Annotated in this window: 12 protein-coding genes and 1 pseudogene; 1 reads left to right on the top strand and 12 read right to left on the bottom strand. The window is 40.5% G+C overall.

Annotated elements, in window-relative coordinates:
* Positions 1-5: 5 nt before the first annotated feature.
* From EL140_RS02140 to pnp, 3 genes are read right to left on the bottom strand one after another with little or no spacing between them, the layout of a single operon-like run.
* Positions 6-206, bottom strand: coding sequence for a YdeI/OmpD-associated family protein (locus EL140_RS02140; protein WP_002874304.1), 201 nt, complete (start codon positions 204-206; stop codon positions 6-8).
* A gap of 49 nt (positions 207-255) precedes the next feature.
* Complete coding sequence (gene cysE, locus EL140_RS02135; protein ID WP_000539966.1) at positions 256-873, bottom strand: serine O-acetyltransferase; 618 nt, start codon at positions 871-873, stop codon at positions 256-258.
* Positions 874-888: 15 nt separating this feature from the next.
* Positions 889-3,102 (bottom strand): polyribonucleotide nucleotidyltransferase, encoded by a 2,214-nt coding sequence (gene pnp / locus EL140_RS02130; RefSeq protein ID WP_000166411.1) that lies wholly within the window; start codon positions 3,100-3,102, stop codon positions 889-891.
* A 67-nt stretch (positions 3,103-3,169) separates the two neighbouring features.
* Here pnp and EL140_RS09800 point away from each other — a divergent pair.
* Positions 3,170-3,259, top strand: a pseudogene (locus EL140_RS09800) (5-methyltetrahydropteroyltriglutamate--homocysteine methyltransferase); the annotation flags it as partial.
* A gap of 495 nt (positions 3,260-3,754) precedes the next feature.
* On the opposite strand, the gene metF reads toward EL140_RS09800, so the two are convergent.
* The 9 genes from metF to EL140_RS02080 all read right to left on the bottom strand — a co-directional run bounded on the left by metF (position 3,755) and on the right by EL140_RS02080 (position 15,589).
* A complete protein-coding gene (gene metF, locus EL140_RS02120) occupies positions 3,755-4,621 on the bottom strand; it encodes a methylenetetrahydrofolate reductase [NAD(P)H] (RefSeq protein ID WP_002877494.1) in 867 nt (288 codons plus the stop codon).
* A 93-nt stretch (positions 4,622-4,714) separates the two neighbouring features.
* Positions 4,715-6,964 (bottom strand): 5-methyltetrahydropteroyltriglutamate--homocysteine S-methyltransferase, encoded by a 2,250-nt coding sequence (gene metE, locus EL140_RS02115; RefSeq protein WP_000108240.1) that lies wholly within the window; start codon positions 6,962-6,964, stop codon positions 4,715-4,717.
* 629 nt (positions 6,965-7,593) lie between these two features.
* Positions 7,594-7,959, bottom strand: coding sequence for a TIGR02328 family protein (locus tag EL140_RS02110; RefSeq protein WP_001241802.1), 366 nt, complete (start codon positions 7,957-7,959; stop codon positions 7,594-7,596).
* Complete coding sequence (locus EL140_RS02105; RefSeq protein WP_000438480.1) at positions 7,943-8,347, bottom strand: YbgA family protein; 405 nt, start codon at positions 8,345-8,347, stop codon at positions 7,943-7,945. The genes EL140_RS02110 and EL140_RS02105 overlap by 17 nt, the downstream gene beginning before the upstream one ends.
* 81 nt (positions 8,348-8,428) lie before the next feature.
* The gene (locus EL140_RS02100) at positions 8,429-9,205 is read right to left on the bottom strand and encodes a hypothetical protein (protein ID WP_000840046.1); all 777 of its coding nucleotides are present in this window, start codon (positions 9,203-9,205) and stop codon (positions 8,429-8,431) included.
* A 177-nt stretch (positions 9,206-9,382) separates the two neighbouring features.
* Positions 9,383-10,597, bottom strand: coding sequence for an RNA-binding domain-containing protein (locus EL140_RS02095; RefSeq protein WP_000957223.1), 1,215 nt, complete (start codon positions 10,595-10,597; stop codon positions 9,383-9,385).
* Positions 10,575-11,621, bottom strand: a complete 1,047-nt coding sequence (locus tag EL140_RS02090; protein ID WP_000227292.1) for a hypothetical protein — start codon at positions 11,619-11,621, stop codon at positions 10,575-10,577. Before EL140_RS02090 ends, EL140_RS02095 begins: the two co-directional genes overlap by 23 nt.
* Before the next feature lie 145 nt (positions 11,622-11,766).
* Positions 11,767-12,528 (bottom strand): DUF6261 family protein, encoded by a 762-nt coding sequence (locus EL140_RS09590; protein ID WP_000167729.1) that lies wholly within the window; start codon positions 12,526-12,528, stop codon positions 11,767-11,769.
* 427 nt (positions 12,529-12,955) lie between these two features.
* A complete protein-coding gene (locus tag EL140_RS02080; RefSeq protein ID WP_000901151.1) occupies positions 12,956-15,589 on the bottom strand; it encodes a DEAD/DEAH box helicase family protein in 2,634 nt (877 codons plus the stop codon).
* Positions 15,590-15,626: the final 37 nt, after the last annotated feature.

Raw genomic sequence — 15,626 nt, 5'->3', positions numbered from 1 at the left:
TTTCTTTAAGGCTTCAGCAAATCCGCCTTCATTTTATTTAGACGGCGCAGTTTGGTCTCATCTTTTTTGGCTTCACTGATATAATGAGCCCATTCACGCTGGTGGCTAGGTGGCAGTTTAATAAAGCGCTCCTTAACAAGACCATCCAAGCGTTCTTGCAACTCAAGAACTGCCTGGTTCAAAATTGCATCTGATAAATCTGACATAGTTCTTACCTCCTGTCATACTTCACCTCGATAACTTTGCTACCCTATCCTACAGACTTGATGAATGGTGACTGGCTTCACGGGCATGCTCTAGCTTGTCTAGATAGTACTCTCGTTTTTCTTCAACTTCGTGGATCGTCGGCTCATCTTTCTGTCCATGAACTCGGACGATCTTAGCTGGGATTCCGACAACTGTCACATCGCTCGGAACATCTGCCACAACCACTGCACCCGCCCCAACTTTGGCTTTCTCTCCAATTTCAATAGGGCCAATCACCTGAGCGTGGGCCGAAATCAGCGCCCCTTTTCGAACAGTCGGATGGCGTTTGCCAACATCCTTCCCTGTTCCACCAAGAGTCACTCCGTGATAGAGAAGAACGCCTTTTTCAACAATCGCCGTCTCTCCAATCACCAGACCTGAGCCATGGTCGATAAAAACACCTGAATCAATCTGAGCTCCTGGATGAATCTCAATCTGAGTCCAAAAGCGCCAAAACTGACTGTGCATCCGAGCCATGAGTTTGAAGCCGTGCTTCCAGAGAAAATGCGAGAGACGGTGAGCCGCTAAGGCCTTGACACCTGGATAAGTCAGCAAAACTTCCAAACTGTTGCGTGCCGCTGGATCATTTTCTTTTACAATATCAATGGTTTCGCGCCACCATCCCATACATTTCTCCTTTTCTTATTCTGAATCTTTTGGTGTTTCTGTAAATTCTTTCTTAGGTTTGTGGTCCTTGTGATGACGTGGACGGTGAGGTCGCTCAGACTTTTCACCTTTTTCATCATGCTCAGGTTTTGGCGGACGAGGAAGAAGAGCCTTCATAGAGGCATCGATACGGCCTTTTTCATCAATCTTGATAACCTTAACGTCGACTTCATCACCGATAGCTACCAAGTCCTCGACACGGTTGGTACGAGTCCAAGCCATTTCAGAAATGTGCACAAGTGCATCTGTCTTATCAAAGAGGTTGACAAAGGCACCAAATTTCTCGATACGAACAACCTTAGCATGGTAAACTTCATCCACTTTGGCTTCACGAACCAAGCCAGCGATGATTTCTTTGGTTCGGTTAATGGCATCTTGGTCGCTAGAGTAGATGGATACATTACCTTCTTCGTCAATATCAATCTTAACGCCTGTTTCAGCGATAATCTTGTCGATGGTTTCTCCACCTTTACCGATGACAATCTTGATTTTGTCCACATCAATCTTGATAGTATCAATTTTCGGAGCAGTTGGAGCCAATTCTGGACGAACTTCTGGAATAGTTGCTTCAATCACATCAAGGATTTCAAAACGCGCTTTCTTGGCTTGAGCCAGAGCCTCAGTCAAGATTTCAGCAGTAATCCCTTGGATCTTGATATCCATTTGAAGGGCTGTAATCCCGTCACGAGTTCCGGCAACCTTAAAGTCCATGTCTCCAAAGTGGTCTTCCAAACCTTGGATATCTGTCAATACTGTATAGTTATTTCCATCTGAGATAAGACCCATGGCAATCCCTGCTACTGGCGCCTTGATTGGCACACCACCAGCCATAAGGGCAAGAGTTCCCGCACAGATAGAGGCTTGAGATGAAGAACCGTTTGATTCTAAGACTTCAGCTACCAAGCGGATAGCGTATGGAAATTCTTCCAAACTTGGCAAGACTTGAGCAAGAGCACGCTCACCGAGAGCACCGTGACCAATTTCACGACGACCAGGCGCACCATAACGACCAGTTTCCCCTACAGAATATTGAGGGAAGTTATAGTGGTGCATAAAGCGTTTCTTGTACTCTGGGTCCAAACCATCGATGATTTGAGTTTCACCCATTGGCGCCAAGGTCAAAACTGAAAGGGCTTGCGTTTGTCCACGAGTGAAAAGGCCAGAACCATGTACACGAGGAAGATAGTCGACCTGCGCATCTAAAGGACGGATTTCATCAACCTTACGACCGTCAGGACGCACCTTGTCTTCTGTGATCAAACGGCGCACTTCAGCGTGTTCCATTTGTTCCAAGATTTCAGCCACATCACGCATGATACGGTCAAATTCTTCATGGTCTGCATATTTTTCTTCATACACTGCAGTCACTTGGTCTTTAACTGCTTGAGTTGCAGCTTCACGAGCCAATTTTTCTTCTACTTGAACCGCTTTTTGGAGGTCACTATTGTAAGCTGCGATGATTTCAGCTTGCAAGTCCGCATCCACATGAAGCAATTCCACTTCTGCTTTTTCTTTACCAACAGCAGCAACGATTTCTTCTTGGAAGGCAATCAATTCTTTAACTGCTTCGTGCCCTTTGAGAAGGGCTTCCAACATGATTTCTTCTGACAATTCTTTGGCACCAGACTCAACCATGTTGATAGCGTGTTTGGTCCCAGCTACTGTCAATTCAAGAAGCGATTGCTCAGCTTGTTCTTGAGTAGGGTTGATGATGATTTGGCCATCGACATAACCCACTTGTACCCCAGCGATCGGACCGTCAAACGGAATGTCTGAAATAGAAAGTGCCAAGGATGAACCAAACATAGCTGCCATTGGTGCAGATGCATTATCATCGTAAGAAAGGACCGTGTTTATGACTTGCACTTCATTACGGAAACCTTCCGCAAACATAGGACGGATTGGACGGTCAATCAAACGCGCTGTCAAAGTCGCATCTGTTGAAGGACGTCCTTCACGTTTCATAAAGCCACCAGGAAACTTCCCAGCCGCATACATTTTTTCTTCGTAGTTGACTTGAAGTGGGAAGAAATCCCCAGTTGCCATTTTCTTAGACATAACGGCCGCAGTCAAGACAGTTGACTCACCGTAACGGATGACAACAGAGCCATTTGCTTGCTTAGCAACCTGACCAGTCTCTACGATTAACTCACGACCCGCAAAAGTCGTTTGAAACACTTGTTTTGTCATTTTAATCCCCTTTGGATTGATGAAATTATACGCCTTGCTTACAAAGATCAAGATACTAAGCCGTTAAGCAACTCAAAGGAAAATAGGAAATCGAACGACGGAGCGACTGCTCCTAGGTAGATTTATTTTTTTCCACAGAGTTGTAGGCGTGTTCAATTAATCAAGATATTTTGGACGGTTCGGTTTGCCGAACATTTCTATAGAAAAATAGGAAGGTGACGCCACACTCGATGAGTGCTAGGAAGCTTATCTTTTTTCCTAAGAAATGAGACCAAAATTCAATTAAGAATTTTTTTGATATTTCACTGACACAGTGCGGACGGGAGCAACTTCCTTCGGAATTTCATCCCTAATTTTTAAGCCTGAAGTCTCAAAAATTCCGTCCTAGAAAATAACAGAGTTATTCTCTAGGATACCACTATAGCGTGAAATATCTTTTAACACTCACTTCGTTCGTATTTATTATAGAACCAATTATCAGATTTCGATTAAAAATTAATCAACTATTAAAAAATCCTTAATACCCTAAATACCCTCATCTTTGTATCAAGTACGTACAGAGTCTATTTTATCATATTTTTCTTAAAAAGTGCGGGCTTTTCTATTAAAAAGGAACCATTCCCCTCACCTGAGAAGAATGGTTTGCTTTTTATTATCCTAAAGACTGATGGTTAAACAAGGCATGGGTTGCTTGGTGGATGTATTTTGCTGTTTCAGCATTGTTCATGGTGTAGAGATGCACACCAGCAACATCCTGGGTTACCAAGTCCACGATCTGGTCCACTGCATAGGCAAGTCCTGCTGCTCTGAGCGACTCAGGGTCATGCTCATACTTGTCTAAGATGGCTTTGAATTTGCGTGGAAGGTGGATATTCTCACAAGTCTTCAAGAGACGAAGCGCTTGGTTACGGTTAAGAATGGGCATGATTCCCGCATGAATAGGAACATCAATCCCTGCCAAGGTACACTTGTCTTGGAAATCGTAGAAACGCTCATTGTCAAAGAAAAGTTGCGTTACAAGGCTGGAACAGCCTGCATCCACTTTCTTCTTGAGATTTTGAATATCCGAGATCTGGTTTGGAGAGTCAGGATGCCCCTCTGGGTAGCAAGCGCCAATAATATCAAAGTGAGGAGCTTGTTCCTTGATGAACTCGATCAAATCCGTTGCGTAGCGGAAATCCTTTTGTGGTTCCACATCAGGGATAATATCCCCACGCAAGGCCAAGATTTTCTGTACCCCAACCTTATCCAAGTCTGCAATGGTTTCAGCAACCTTGTCCTTGGTCAGATAGATAGCTGGCAAGTGAGCAATGGTTGGAATCGCCAAGTCATTCTGGATAAAGTCAGCCAAACGAACCGTTGTTTCCTTGATATTAAATTTATTATTGCTGGCAGTCACACTGATAAAGTGAGGTGTCAGCTCCCGCATATCCTGCAAGGCTGAAATAATTTTATCATTACCCACTGCTGGGTTTGGAGGGAACACTTCAAATGAAAGTGACGGTGTTTGGCGTGACATAGTCATTATCCTTTTCTTTTTGATTTCATGATTGCTGAGCCAGCTAGGCCAAGCAGTTCCTTGATCAGTCAGTGTCAAGAGAGAAATCTTATCTTACAATTTCTCACGCGCAGCTTTTGCTGCTTCGACAAGGCGGATCAAGCTTTCTTTTGTTTCTGGAATACCACGTGTTTTCAAACCACAGTCAGGGTTGATCCAAACTTTCTTGCTTGGTACTTTGGCAAGAATAGCATCGATTGTGTGGTCGATTTCGCCTTCATTAGGCACACGAGGAGAGTGGATATCGTAAACCCCAGGTCCCACTTCTGTTTGGAAGTTTTTCGCTTTGAGTTCGTCCAAGATTTCAAGGTTTGAACGGCTTGCCTCAAATGAAATAACGTCCGCATCCATGTTGTCGATAGCTGGGATGATATCTGTAAATTCTGAGTAACACATGTGAGTGTGGATTTGAGTATCTGGTGCAACTGTAGAGTGTACCAAGCGGAAGGCTGGAATAGCCCAATCAAGGTAGTCTTCGTACCAGTCGCTACGACGGAGTGGCAATTTCTCACGAAGAGCAGCCTCGTCGATTTGGATGATTTTCACACCAGCAGCTTCAAGGTCAAGTACTTCATCCTTGATAGCAAGGGCGATTTGAAGAGTTGAGTCCTTGATAGAGATGTCTTCACGTGGGAATGACCAGTTGAGGATGGTAACCGGTCCAGTCAACATACCTTTGACAGGTTTGTCTGTACGGCTTTGAGCATAGCTAGACCATTTGACAGTGATTGGGTTAAGACGAGTGACGTCACCCCAGATGATTGGCGGTTTCACCCCACGCATACCGTAAGATTGTACCCAACCATTCTTAGAGAAGAGGTAACCTGACAAGTTTTGACCGAAGTACTCAACCATGTCGTTACGCTCGAACTCACCGTGTACAAGCACGTCAAATCCAACTTCTTCTTGCCATTTGATCCATTCGTCGATAGTTTCAGCAAGAAAGGCATCGTACTCTTCTTGTGATAATTCACCCTTACGGAAGGCCAAACGTTTGGCACGGACTTCCTTAGTTTGAGGGAATGAACCGATGGTTGTTGTTGGAAGAGCTGGAAGTTTAAAGGCTTCTTCTTGGATAGCTTCACGTTCTGCAAAAGCTGGCAAACGAGTGTAGTCAGCATCTGTCAAACCAGCGATACGCGCACGAAGTTCTGCATTTTCACCCACACGTTCAGTCGCAAAGAGTTCTTTGTTAGCTGCAAGAGCTTCTGCACCTTGACCATTGCGGATAGCATCCAAATCACGAATCTCATCCAATTTTTCAACTGCAAAGGCAAAGTGGTTCAAGATAGCTGGTTCAAATTCTTCGTTAGCTGTTGTAAATGGCACATGAAGAAGTGAGCATGAGCTTGTCAAAACAATGTTTTCAGCTGGGATTTGCTCAAGAACAGCCAAGCTCTTTTCGTAGTTGTTACGCCAGATGTTTTTACCATTGACGATACCTGCATAGAGAGTCTTGTCAGCTGGGAAACCACCTTTAACGAGTTCAAGAGTTTTCTTACCTTCAACGAAGTCAAGACCGATGGCATCTACTGGCAATTTTACAAGGTCAGAGTAGACGTCACGAACGTCTCCGAAGTAAGTTTGAAGCAAGACTTCAAGACCTTTTTTATCAGCCAAGAGTTTGTTGTAGAGGTTCAAGAAGAGAGCTTTTTCTTCAGCTGTCAAGTCTTTGACAAGAGCAGCTTCGTCCAATTGGATACGAGTTGCACCAAGTTCAGCCAATTTAGCGAAAACTTCTTGGTAAGCAGCTACTAAGCTATCTACAAAGTCTTCAGCTTTCACGCCTTCTTCAAAGTCTGATAATTGAAGGAAAGTGAATGGACCTACAAGGACAGGACGAGTGTTCAATCCAAGTTCTTTTGCTTCTTGGAACTCATCGAAGATCTTGTGACCTGCCAATTTAACTTGAGTGTCTTTTTCAAATTTAGGAACGATGTAGTGGTAGTTAGTGTTGAACCATTTCTTCATCGGAAGGGCACGAACATCCCCTTTTTCACCTTGGTAACCACGTGCCAAAGCAAAGTAGCGCTCAAGGTCAGACAAGTCCAAGTTTTGAACGGAAGCTGGCACCACGTTGAAGAGGAAAGCAGCATCTAGGAAGTTGTCATAGTGAGAAAAGTCATTTGATGGGATTTCAGTGATGCCTTTTTCTTTGACAATGTTCCAGTGTTTTGCGCGCAATTCTTTTGCTGCTGCAAGGAGTTCTTCTTCTGAGATTTCTTTTCTAAAGTATTTTTCAGTTGTAAATTTTAATTCGCGGAATTCGCCCAAACGAGGGAAACCGATGATTGTAGTTGACATGATGTGTCCTCCAAAAATTGTTATTGAAACTATCTTAACAGAAAAGAAACTGTCTGTATAATTGTAAATAATTAGGCTTTGATATAGTTTGAAACTATACCACTCTTTTGGACAAAAGAAAAAGACTTGAGACCAGTGTCTCAAATCCTTTGTATTGCTTGTTTTATGGCTGTATTTTAGTTAGAATGCTCAAACGAGCTATTGATGATTCTTATAAGTGACTATGGCTTGTTATTAGAGAAGACTATAGGTTGATTTTCCTTTGGTATTTTTGATATTTCCCTGAAAAAGTGCGGACGGGAGCAAATTACTTCGTAATTTCATACCTAATTTTTGAGCACTTCGCCTTTTCATTTCTATGCTCAGGCTAAAATAGTTCCCCGAACTATTTTACTCTCAAAAATTCCGTTCTAGATAATAATAAATTATTATCTAGAATACCACTATAGTAGGAAATATCTTCTAAAAGCTCACTTCGTTCGCCCTTGGCTTTTAAATACAACTCAAAAGTTATTAAAATTAAATCCAAATACTTACAAAAAGAAGACCTTAGAAAAACTCTAAAGGTCTCATCTTTATTATTCGAAAAAATAGCGAAAAGAGCTATAATGTGGAGCTAATCCTGACTCTTAGTCTAGCTCTATCCCCTTCTCACGGAGATTAGCCAGACACTCCTCATAATATCCAGCGTCATGCTCACTATAGACGGGATTACCTAGGTTCTCCTCAGGCAAGTCTTGATAAGGAGGACAGGTCTTGCCACGGTAGTTCTTGTCCAGCCACTCTGGACTGACATTATAGCCACGGTTAGCCATCTCCTCCATGATCAAGCGATGATAGGCATAGAGACGATAGGGCGAGTGGGTAAAGACATAGTCCACCGTCGCATGCTTTCTGCCCCAGCCATTGCCACGCAGGGCGCAGCACTCTCGATGTTGCCCCAAAAGTTGAGGACGGGGAAGTTGTGAAATCAAAGCCTCATGCCAAAGTCTCATAGGAGTCTCCTTTCAGTAAGGTCGAGTGTTGCAAGTAGGTATTGGGATAGAGTTCAAGCAAGTCTCGAGTTTTAACGATCAAGTCTTCCTTAGAAACCTGACCAAAGCGGTAGCGATCCAGCAAGAGCATGTAGTCCTTGCGCTCGGCATCTGTCGCTTTCTTTTTGAAATAGCCCCAAATATGCTGAAAGGCATTGCAAACCTGACCTCTATGTTCTGGAATCTGGCAGGCACGGTCAATCATCTCTTGAACCTGACTCAGCTCCACCTGTTCATTCTTCAAGTATTGGCGAATCTCATTGTAAATATTGCTAGAATGACTCAAAACAAGATATTTGTTCCTAGCCCAGAGTTGCTGGCACTGGGATTTTTGATTAGTTTGTTCCATCTTTCTCCTTACTTTCTATCAGTTTCCAGGAAATATGGAAACAAAGTAACAGCCCTATGAAGTAGACTCTTAAAGTATGCTTTATTTCTTATTAATACTATTTTCTAGTATTTCAATCTCTTTTAAAATGGTATTCAAATGATCTTTGTATTGTATAATTTTTTGATTATCAAGTAAATTTGTCATTTTCTCATGGTTAAGTCTATAACACCAGTACTTATGAGCTAATTTAATATAAGCACAGTACTCTTCCTTATTCGTAATTAGAGACTTACCTGATTCTATCAATTCGTTAACAAATGTTTCATCAATACCATAGATATCTTCAAAGAACTCTCCAGCAGTTTTATAGCTATCCAAAAATTTTTCTAAAATCAATCTATTCCCAATTCCCATTGTTAAAGAACCAGCATTAATGATGGGAGTTTTAAAGCCTTCATAATATTGATTAATAAAGTAAGCAAAAGTATCAAATCTATCGTTCCCTAAAGACTTTTTTATGATATTTAAACCACCAGTTTTAGGCATTATACTGATGTTCAAAGGCGAATAACGAATAACGCCAAGAGAATCCTTTAACCCTTCCGAAATATTGGTCTCCTTTAAAATTGACTCATAAAGTTTAGTACCTTTATTAAAGACTGTAGAATCTATATTAAAAGATACATCTCCGTTAACTTCGATTGATTCCACTTTATTTGAGAAAAGAAATATTTTTCCCTCTTTATATAAACTTTCCCCATAATATTTCAAATAAAAATCCCAAGCCGATTTATCTGAATCACTACTAAATTCATGATGTGAGGCCAATGTTATTTCTACACTTGTTTGATTTTCTTCATTTTCATTTGACTTCATAAGCACACTTCCTTTGCTATATCCTTGTTTTCTCCTTCAAAAACTTTTTAAGTTCAGCATCAGCTTCTTGTATGGTTCCGTGGAATTGGTTCAGCATTTCTTATAGTTCCGAAAATATTTTTTATTTTTTCTACATTCCATCCATCTTCATAATTTTGAAACCTAATTTGTGGAGTATTACTTTGTTTTTTCATATAATTTATTTTTCCTATACTCATCTAAAATATTTTTAACAACTTTGGTTACTGCTATTTCTTCTTTGTCCCATTTGCTATTCTGCTCATCTCCTTCATAGTTGTAACCTAAACAAACCTTCTCACTTTCTTTTTTTATTTCAACTAGAATATCAGCTTTATTGTCTTCAACATATTTTTTAATAGCTTCTCTTTCATCATCGTTTTTAAAAACTGGGATTAAACTTAAATGTTGTCTTAGTGCTTCGCCATCTTGCTCAAGTAATTCCTCTAACAAATACATCAAATTAATTTCAACGGAGTCTGCTAAATAATAGTAAAAATTAGTTTTTAAATTTATATTGTTTACTCCTTCAAATAATTTTAAAAAATTATATCGTGGTTGAACAGACAATCCTCTATATTCATCAATGTAGTGAGAACTAAACTCGAATAAAATTGTTTGGTGATACTTTATCCGTAAAATCTCCCATGTGGTTCTTACGTTAGGATGGATGAGTGCATAAACTGGAGCCCGGAGTTCATCGTTCTGTGGATCATCAACTAATTCCATTGTATATTCAGGAAATTTCTCATAATACCAAGATCGAGTTTCATAATTCCCCTTCATCTCAGTCCAATGATCGTGGTCAGTTATATAGTTAATAACACGTTCCTTAGGGAAAGGAGTTAATCCAAATCTAAATTCGAATAATTTTTCAATATCGCCTATTTCTGCCTGATTATCAATTGCAGTATTTTTTGCACCTCTCCTTACGTATATTTGATTTTCTTTCACTTTATTATACTTTTTTGTCAAATAAAAAGGAACTTTACTAGACTTTCTAATTACAAGAACTTCTATATTACCATCGTTAATACTTCTTAGCTCAACTGATGGTACACAATCTCCAGCCCAAGATAAATTGTGTAAAAAATCCTGATAACTTTCTTGTGTCCACTTATTAGAGAATTGCTTAACTCCTGTTATCTTAACTGGTTTATCTTGAATTCCCATGACAATGTATGCGTCCCGGTTACTTAAATTATTTGCCATACAAATAATATCATGGAGAAGGTCTCCCTTTTTCTTGTTCTTATCCTTTTCACTTTGACCTTCATAGAAATATGGCTTTTCTTTAAAATCCCAATATTCCCCTTCTGCTTCTTGATAAAAAAACTCTCTTACAATATCTTCAATTTCTTGATTCGTCAGCATTAAAGCTCCTTTTCATTTTTGGTATTCTAGAAATCCCTTTTCTTCTCAGACCTTTTATTCTAGCGTCTTTACTATTTCTAGTTTTTAACACATATAGTTGTACAAAGAAAGAATAAGCTAGAATAGCTTTTTGAACCATTAAATAATTCACATTCTTTTCATCAACTAAACCATGCATAAACAAATTTCTATTCAATGGGAGCGTTCCTTCATCATATTCTTCGTCTAAGCTCTCAAATCTCTTGAAAAGATTTATCTCCCTAAAACCTTTATCATGATATTCAGAAATATAAGCAATATGAGAAATTAACTCTTTCAGGTATTCATCATGATTCAAAGAATCCATAAAATTTTTAAACGATTTTTGAGAAACTTTAATTTCAGATTGCTTTTTCTCTTGTTCTTGTATTTGGAGTTTAGCTAGTACATTTTCAATTCTTTCACAGCAAAACATGACCATTGTTTTATACATTTTTAGCTGTTCAAGATTTTGTAGTTGACAAATCTCTTTATATGTTTTTAGAGATTTAGGAACAAAATCATAAACTGTTCTACCATATTTTTCCTCCCATAATGATAGATATTTCATCAGTACAATATTAGCTTCTTTTTGGTTTTCTATTTCATATGATCCCATTTCATCAATGAATAATAACGGAGGATAAATATCATAGTGCAAGAATTGTGCTATTTTTCTTTTATCAAGCTCCTCTAAGTCTTTTTCATATTTTTCGAAATCAATTGAAGAAAAAGTATCTATTAAGGATTTAAATGTATAGGAATACGACTCAGTTATCTTATCACTCAATGAAAGCAATGGACTAAAATCTATTTTTGGCATCTCTATTTGCGATAATATTTTTAAACATGCCTCAGAAATCGGCCTCATCTTCTCAGAAATATCTAAATTGATTTTTTGAAAGTTAACTCTAACTTCTTCTAAACTTGAAATCTTTGAGTTCATTTCTTTAGAGACTTTCTCAGATTCCTTTTTATTTTCTTCTTCGTTATTACAATCTACCATAAACTCTTCCTTCATTACAATAATTTATAAATTAAAATATAAGTTATACCCAATTACAATTCTAGAGAATTACTCACTCAAATTATACCACGAATCTACCAAAAAAAACGTCTTTAGATAATAATATATCTAAAGACGTTTGTTTTTATCCTGCTACTTGTGTAGTTTCTTCTACTTTAACTTTCTTATCCTTCTTATTGGAACCAGTCAATCGCCGCTTGCTATCTCGGATGCTATTGAGGTCTTTAAGGAGTTTGGTCAGGTGCTCTTTTTCAGGATAGGCTTCTGCGCTGGCTGCAGTATAGCGCATAAAGAGGTCGTAGATACTGGTTAGTTCGGTGCGGACTTGTCTGGTCTTTCCGACTTCCTTTGCAGACTTATGCGCACGCGCCTGACTTTCCACCTTATCATACTCCTCCTGCGCACTAATCACCGCAGTCAGCATGGGTGTCAGTCCTAGGCTGGTCACTGCCGTATGGTAGGGTTCTTCGCTCAGCGTTTTGAGTAAACTCTTGATTTCTGCCGTTTCCACATCATTGCTATGCTTGGTGATATCCTTGTACTTGGCAAAGACTGGTTTCAAAGTCTCATGGGCTTCTTTGAGTTTGGTCTCCTTGATCTTAGCAAATCCTCGATGAAGAGTAAAGAGACCGACTAGGGCACTGTCACGATTGCGATCGACTTCGGTCAGGTTCGTCGCCTCTTTCTTTTCTACAATAGCGAGTTGGCCTTGGAAGTCTGCTAGTTTGCTCTTGAAGGAATCAAGGTGCTTACTATACATAGGCTCGTCCTTATGTGCCTTGGCAAAAACTTCTAGTAGTTGACCCGTGTCTACCATGAGACTTTCAAACTCGCGGTTGGTAAAGTTGGTATAGCTTAGCGGATGGATAGTGAATGTTTTTGTCATGATGATAACCTTTCTTTTTTCATTATTTCAAAAAGGAGTTTTCCCTTAAATTTATAAATCCATTCTAACAGTTACTTTAAAAGATTTGTCCCCCTTCCTCTGAACTGTCAATATTTCCATCTAAAATGTACTTCTCAGGGCAAATCTTTTATTTCCAAAACAAAAAATCTCTATCTGACTGGAAACATATCTGTCTGTCAGCTAGAGACTCTTACTATTTTTAGATTTTAACTCTTCTAACTTTAGAATACATCTAAACTTTAGGAAAGACGACTATTCGAAAGCTCGAAGACTCCAAAACTTTCTCAGCTAGACCATTCGAAGCTTAGAATGCCCATAAATTTATGTATTTCTTGTCATTCTAAGTTTAGAATGCATATAAACTTTAGTGAATTCATATCTTCGAAACTTCGAATAGCTACCTCCCCTACTCCAACTGGCTTTTAACTTTCTTCTTAGTCAAGGTACGGTCGTTTTTGTTAGAGAGAGCTTGGATACGAGCTTCGAGAAGGGTTTTCCGTCCGGCCTCTGTTCGTGTGTAGACGAGATGATAATGTCCGATAGTCGGCGTCAGAAAGTCGAGGAATTTCTGTGCTTCTTCCTTGCGCTTGTCAAAAAGACTTGGCACGACATAGTAAGGTGACTGACCTTGCCGGACTTTCTCTGCCTTCAAGAGATAGCGCTGGTTGTCCACTGGAGCAAAGAACTCTCCCACAGTCTGAGCAAACAACTCCTTGTCCCTCATGCTTCCTCCCTTGAGATAGGCAAAGACCATGTAATTTTCCTTATTCTCCTCTACCTGAACACGGGATTGATCATCCGTTAGATGCCCCGAATCTAGCATAGCCTTTCGGATTTGCTCACCCAGAGACTGCAAGCGTTTATAAGGACTCTTATAGCAGAGGTAGCGCCAAGATGCAAAGACCAAAAAGAGGAGACAGGCTACTGTAAGCCACCAAACACCAATCAGTCTCAGTCTAAATAGCAAGACCAACAAATCTACTGCCAACAGGAGCAATGACATGCGAACCCATTTTAATGCATCAAGCAAGAGCATAACTGGGATTTTCTGTTTTTGGGTTGCGACTTCTGTAACTATCTCGAACTGATCCGCTACGACAAGAGCATCTTGCCATTTTAGTCTCAAGCCTGCTCGATCCTTGGAGAGACTCTTAACTCGCTCATTGTACTCACTAATTTGCTTTTTCTTAAAAGGGGGCTTTGGAAAATCCAAACGATCCAAACCGGTCTCAATACTCTCCTGATTATAGGCCAAGCCAAGAAAATGCTCCATCCGTCGCGACAAGGTCTGCAGATCCTGATTGCTCTCTGGTCTAGACTCCTCACCAGGAAGAGTGATAAGTGCTTGCGCTTGAACGGCTACCAGATGCCAGATGTTACTGGTCTTTTCTGGATGGCACGGCCAGATACGAATGGCACGGCCACGCATCTGGTTACTCAGCATAAAGCTCCCCACAAAGCTTCCGAGGATTAGGGAATTAACACAAGGAGCATCCCAACCCTCTCCGAGGAGAGATTTGGTTCCGACTAGGACTTGAATCCGCCCTCGTTGAAAAAGCTCCGTCACTGTCGCTACGATTCCCTTAGCTGAGCTTGGAAAACCAACCTGCACATAATCTTTTTGATCTAAGTGACCAATAGATGAGAAACTAAGAGGAACCTGAGGCAAGAGTTCCTTCAACTCTGCTACCACATCGGTAGGCAAAATTACTACACTACCTGACAAGACAGCCAAAGATACAGGAATCTCTTGCTCCTGAGCTTTTCGACGAATGCTTTCAAAATAAGGGAGAACCCCCAACTGAGAAATGGTTGCCTGATTATCTCCCAGATAGGTAGCAAAATCCTTGCGAATATAGTCAGCTAGTACTAACTGTCTCAGTTCCTGACCTAGACTCTCATACTCCGTCAAAAAGATATCGACAATGGCAGACAACTTCCCCAGAGATTGGGTTAAAAGCTGGTCAGAAGCCTTAGACTTAACCAGATAAACCTGACGTTTTTCCACCAAGCCACGCGCCTTCAAGTCAGCCTCTAACTTTTTCCTATATCCATCTGGATCCTCATACCAATCTGGTGTCTGATAGAGTATGCTCTGCAACAGCGTCTCCAGCCAGTAGGAGGTCAATGCTGGAAGCTTCTGGGTTCCCAGTAAATTTTGTAAAGAGGAAGGAATCGTTAACCCCTGAGAATGCATATAAATCAACATAGCAGACAAGAACTTGGGATCTTCTAAGAGCAAATCAGATGAAATATCCCCTTTGAGGACCTTAGACCCTGCTACAAATGTTTGAAAATCAGGATCAACTATAAGGTGATGAATATAGTCCCACTTAGTCTCCTCAAACCGTTTGAGACGTTCCGCCTCTTCAGCTGTTGGTGAACACATATAGACAAAATCCTGATGAGGGCAAAGAGTGTCTTCCTTGACTAGTTCAGGTACCGTGATTTCTTGGTCGATTTCCCCACACATACGGATATAGCGTTCCCAGAGTTCAGGATCGCTGTCATAAGGTGGTGTCGCTGTCAGGGAGATGAGTTTCAGCGGTCCATACTGCTTGCGAAAGGCTTCCAGACTTTTCCACCATTCATTGCGCAGGTGGTGGCATTCGTCCAAACAAAGAGTCGCAACTTTCTGAGCTCTTAGGCTTGCAAGCAAATCAAACCCCACAAAATCCTCTGCTTCTCCATCTTCTTGTGATTGAAGTTGGTTCATGGCACTATGAAAAGCCTGATAGGTCACAATTGTTAATGCCTTCATCTCCTTTAAGTTTTGGGAAACGAGATCTGAAATCTTCTGTTCGTTCTCTAGAAAGGCTGTTTGAATCCTGTCCACCCATTGTTCACGAATGGTGACAGTCGGAACTAAAACAAGGGCTGGGTTGCCAAAACGAGCGATTAGCTCGATACCAATGGTTGTCTTTCCAGACCCTGGAGCAGCCACTAGATGAACATGACCGTCTGCTTGATAGTCCTGAAAAAGATCCAAGACCTGTTTTTGATATTGGCGCCAGCTTCCTTTAAAGTTTAAACCTAACATGATACCCCCTCATTCTATACCATCATTTTCTTATTCT

The organism is Streptococcus oralis ATCC 35037 (assembly GCF_900637025.1).
Lineage (GTDB): Bacteria > Bacillota > Bacilli > Lactobacillales > Streptococcaceae > Streptococcus > Streptococcus oralis.
This window is presented reverse-complemented; position numbering and strand designations above follow the sequence as displayed.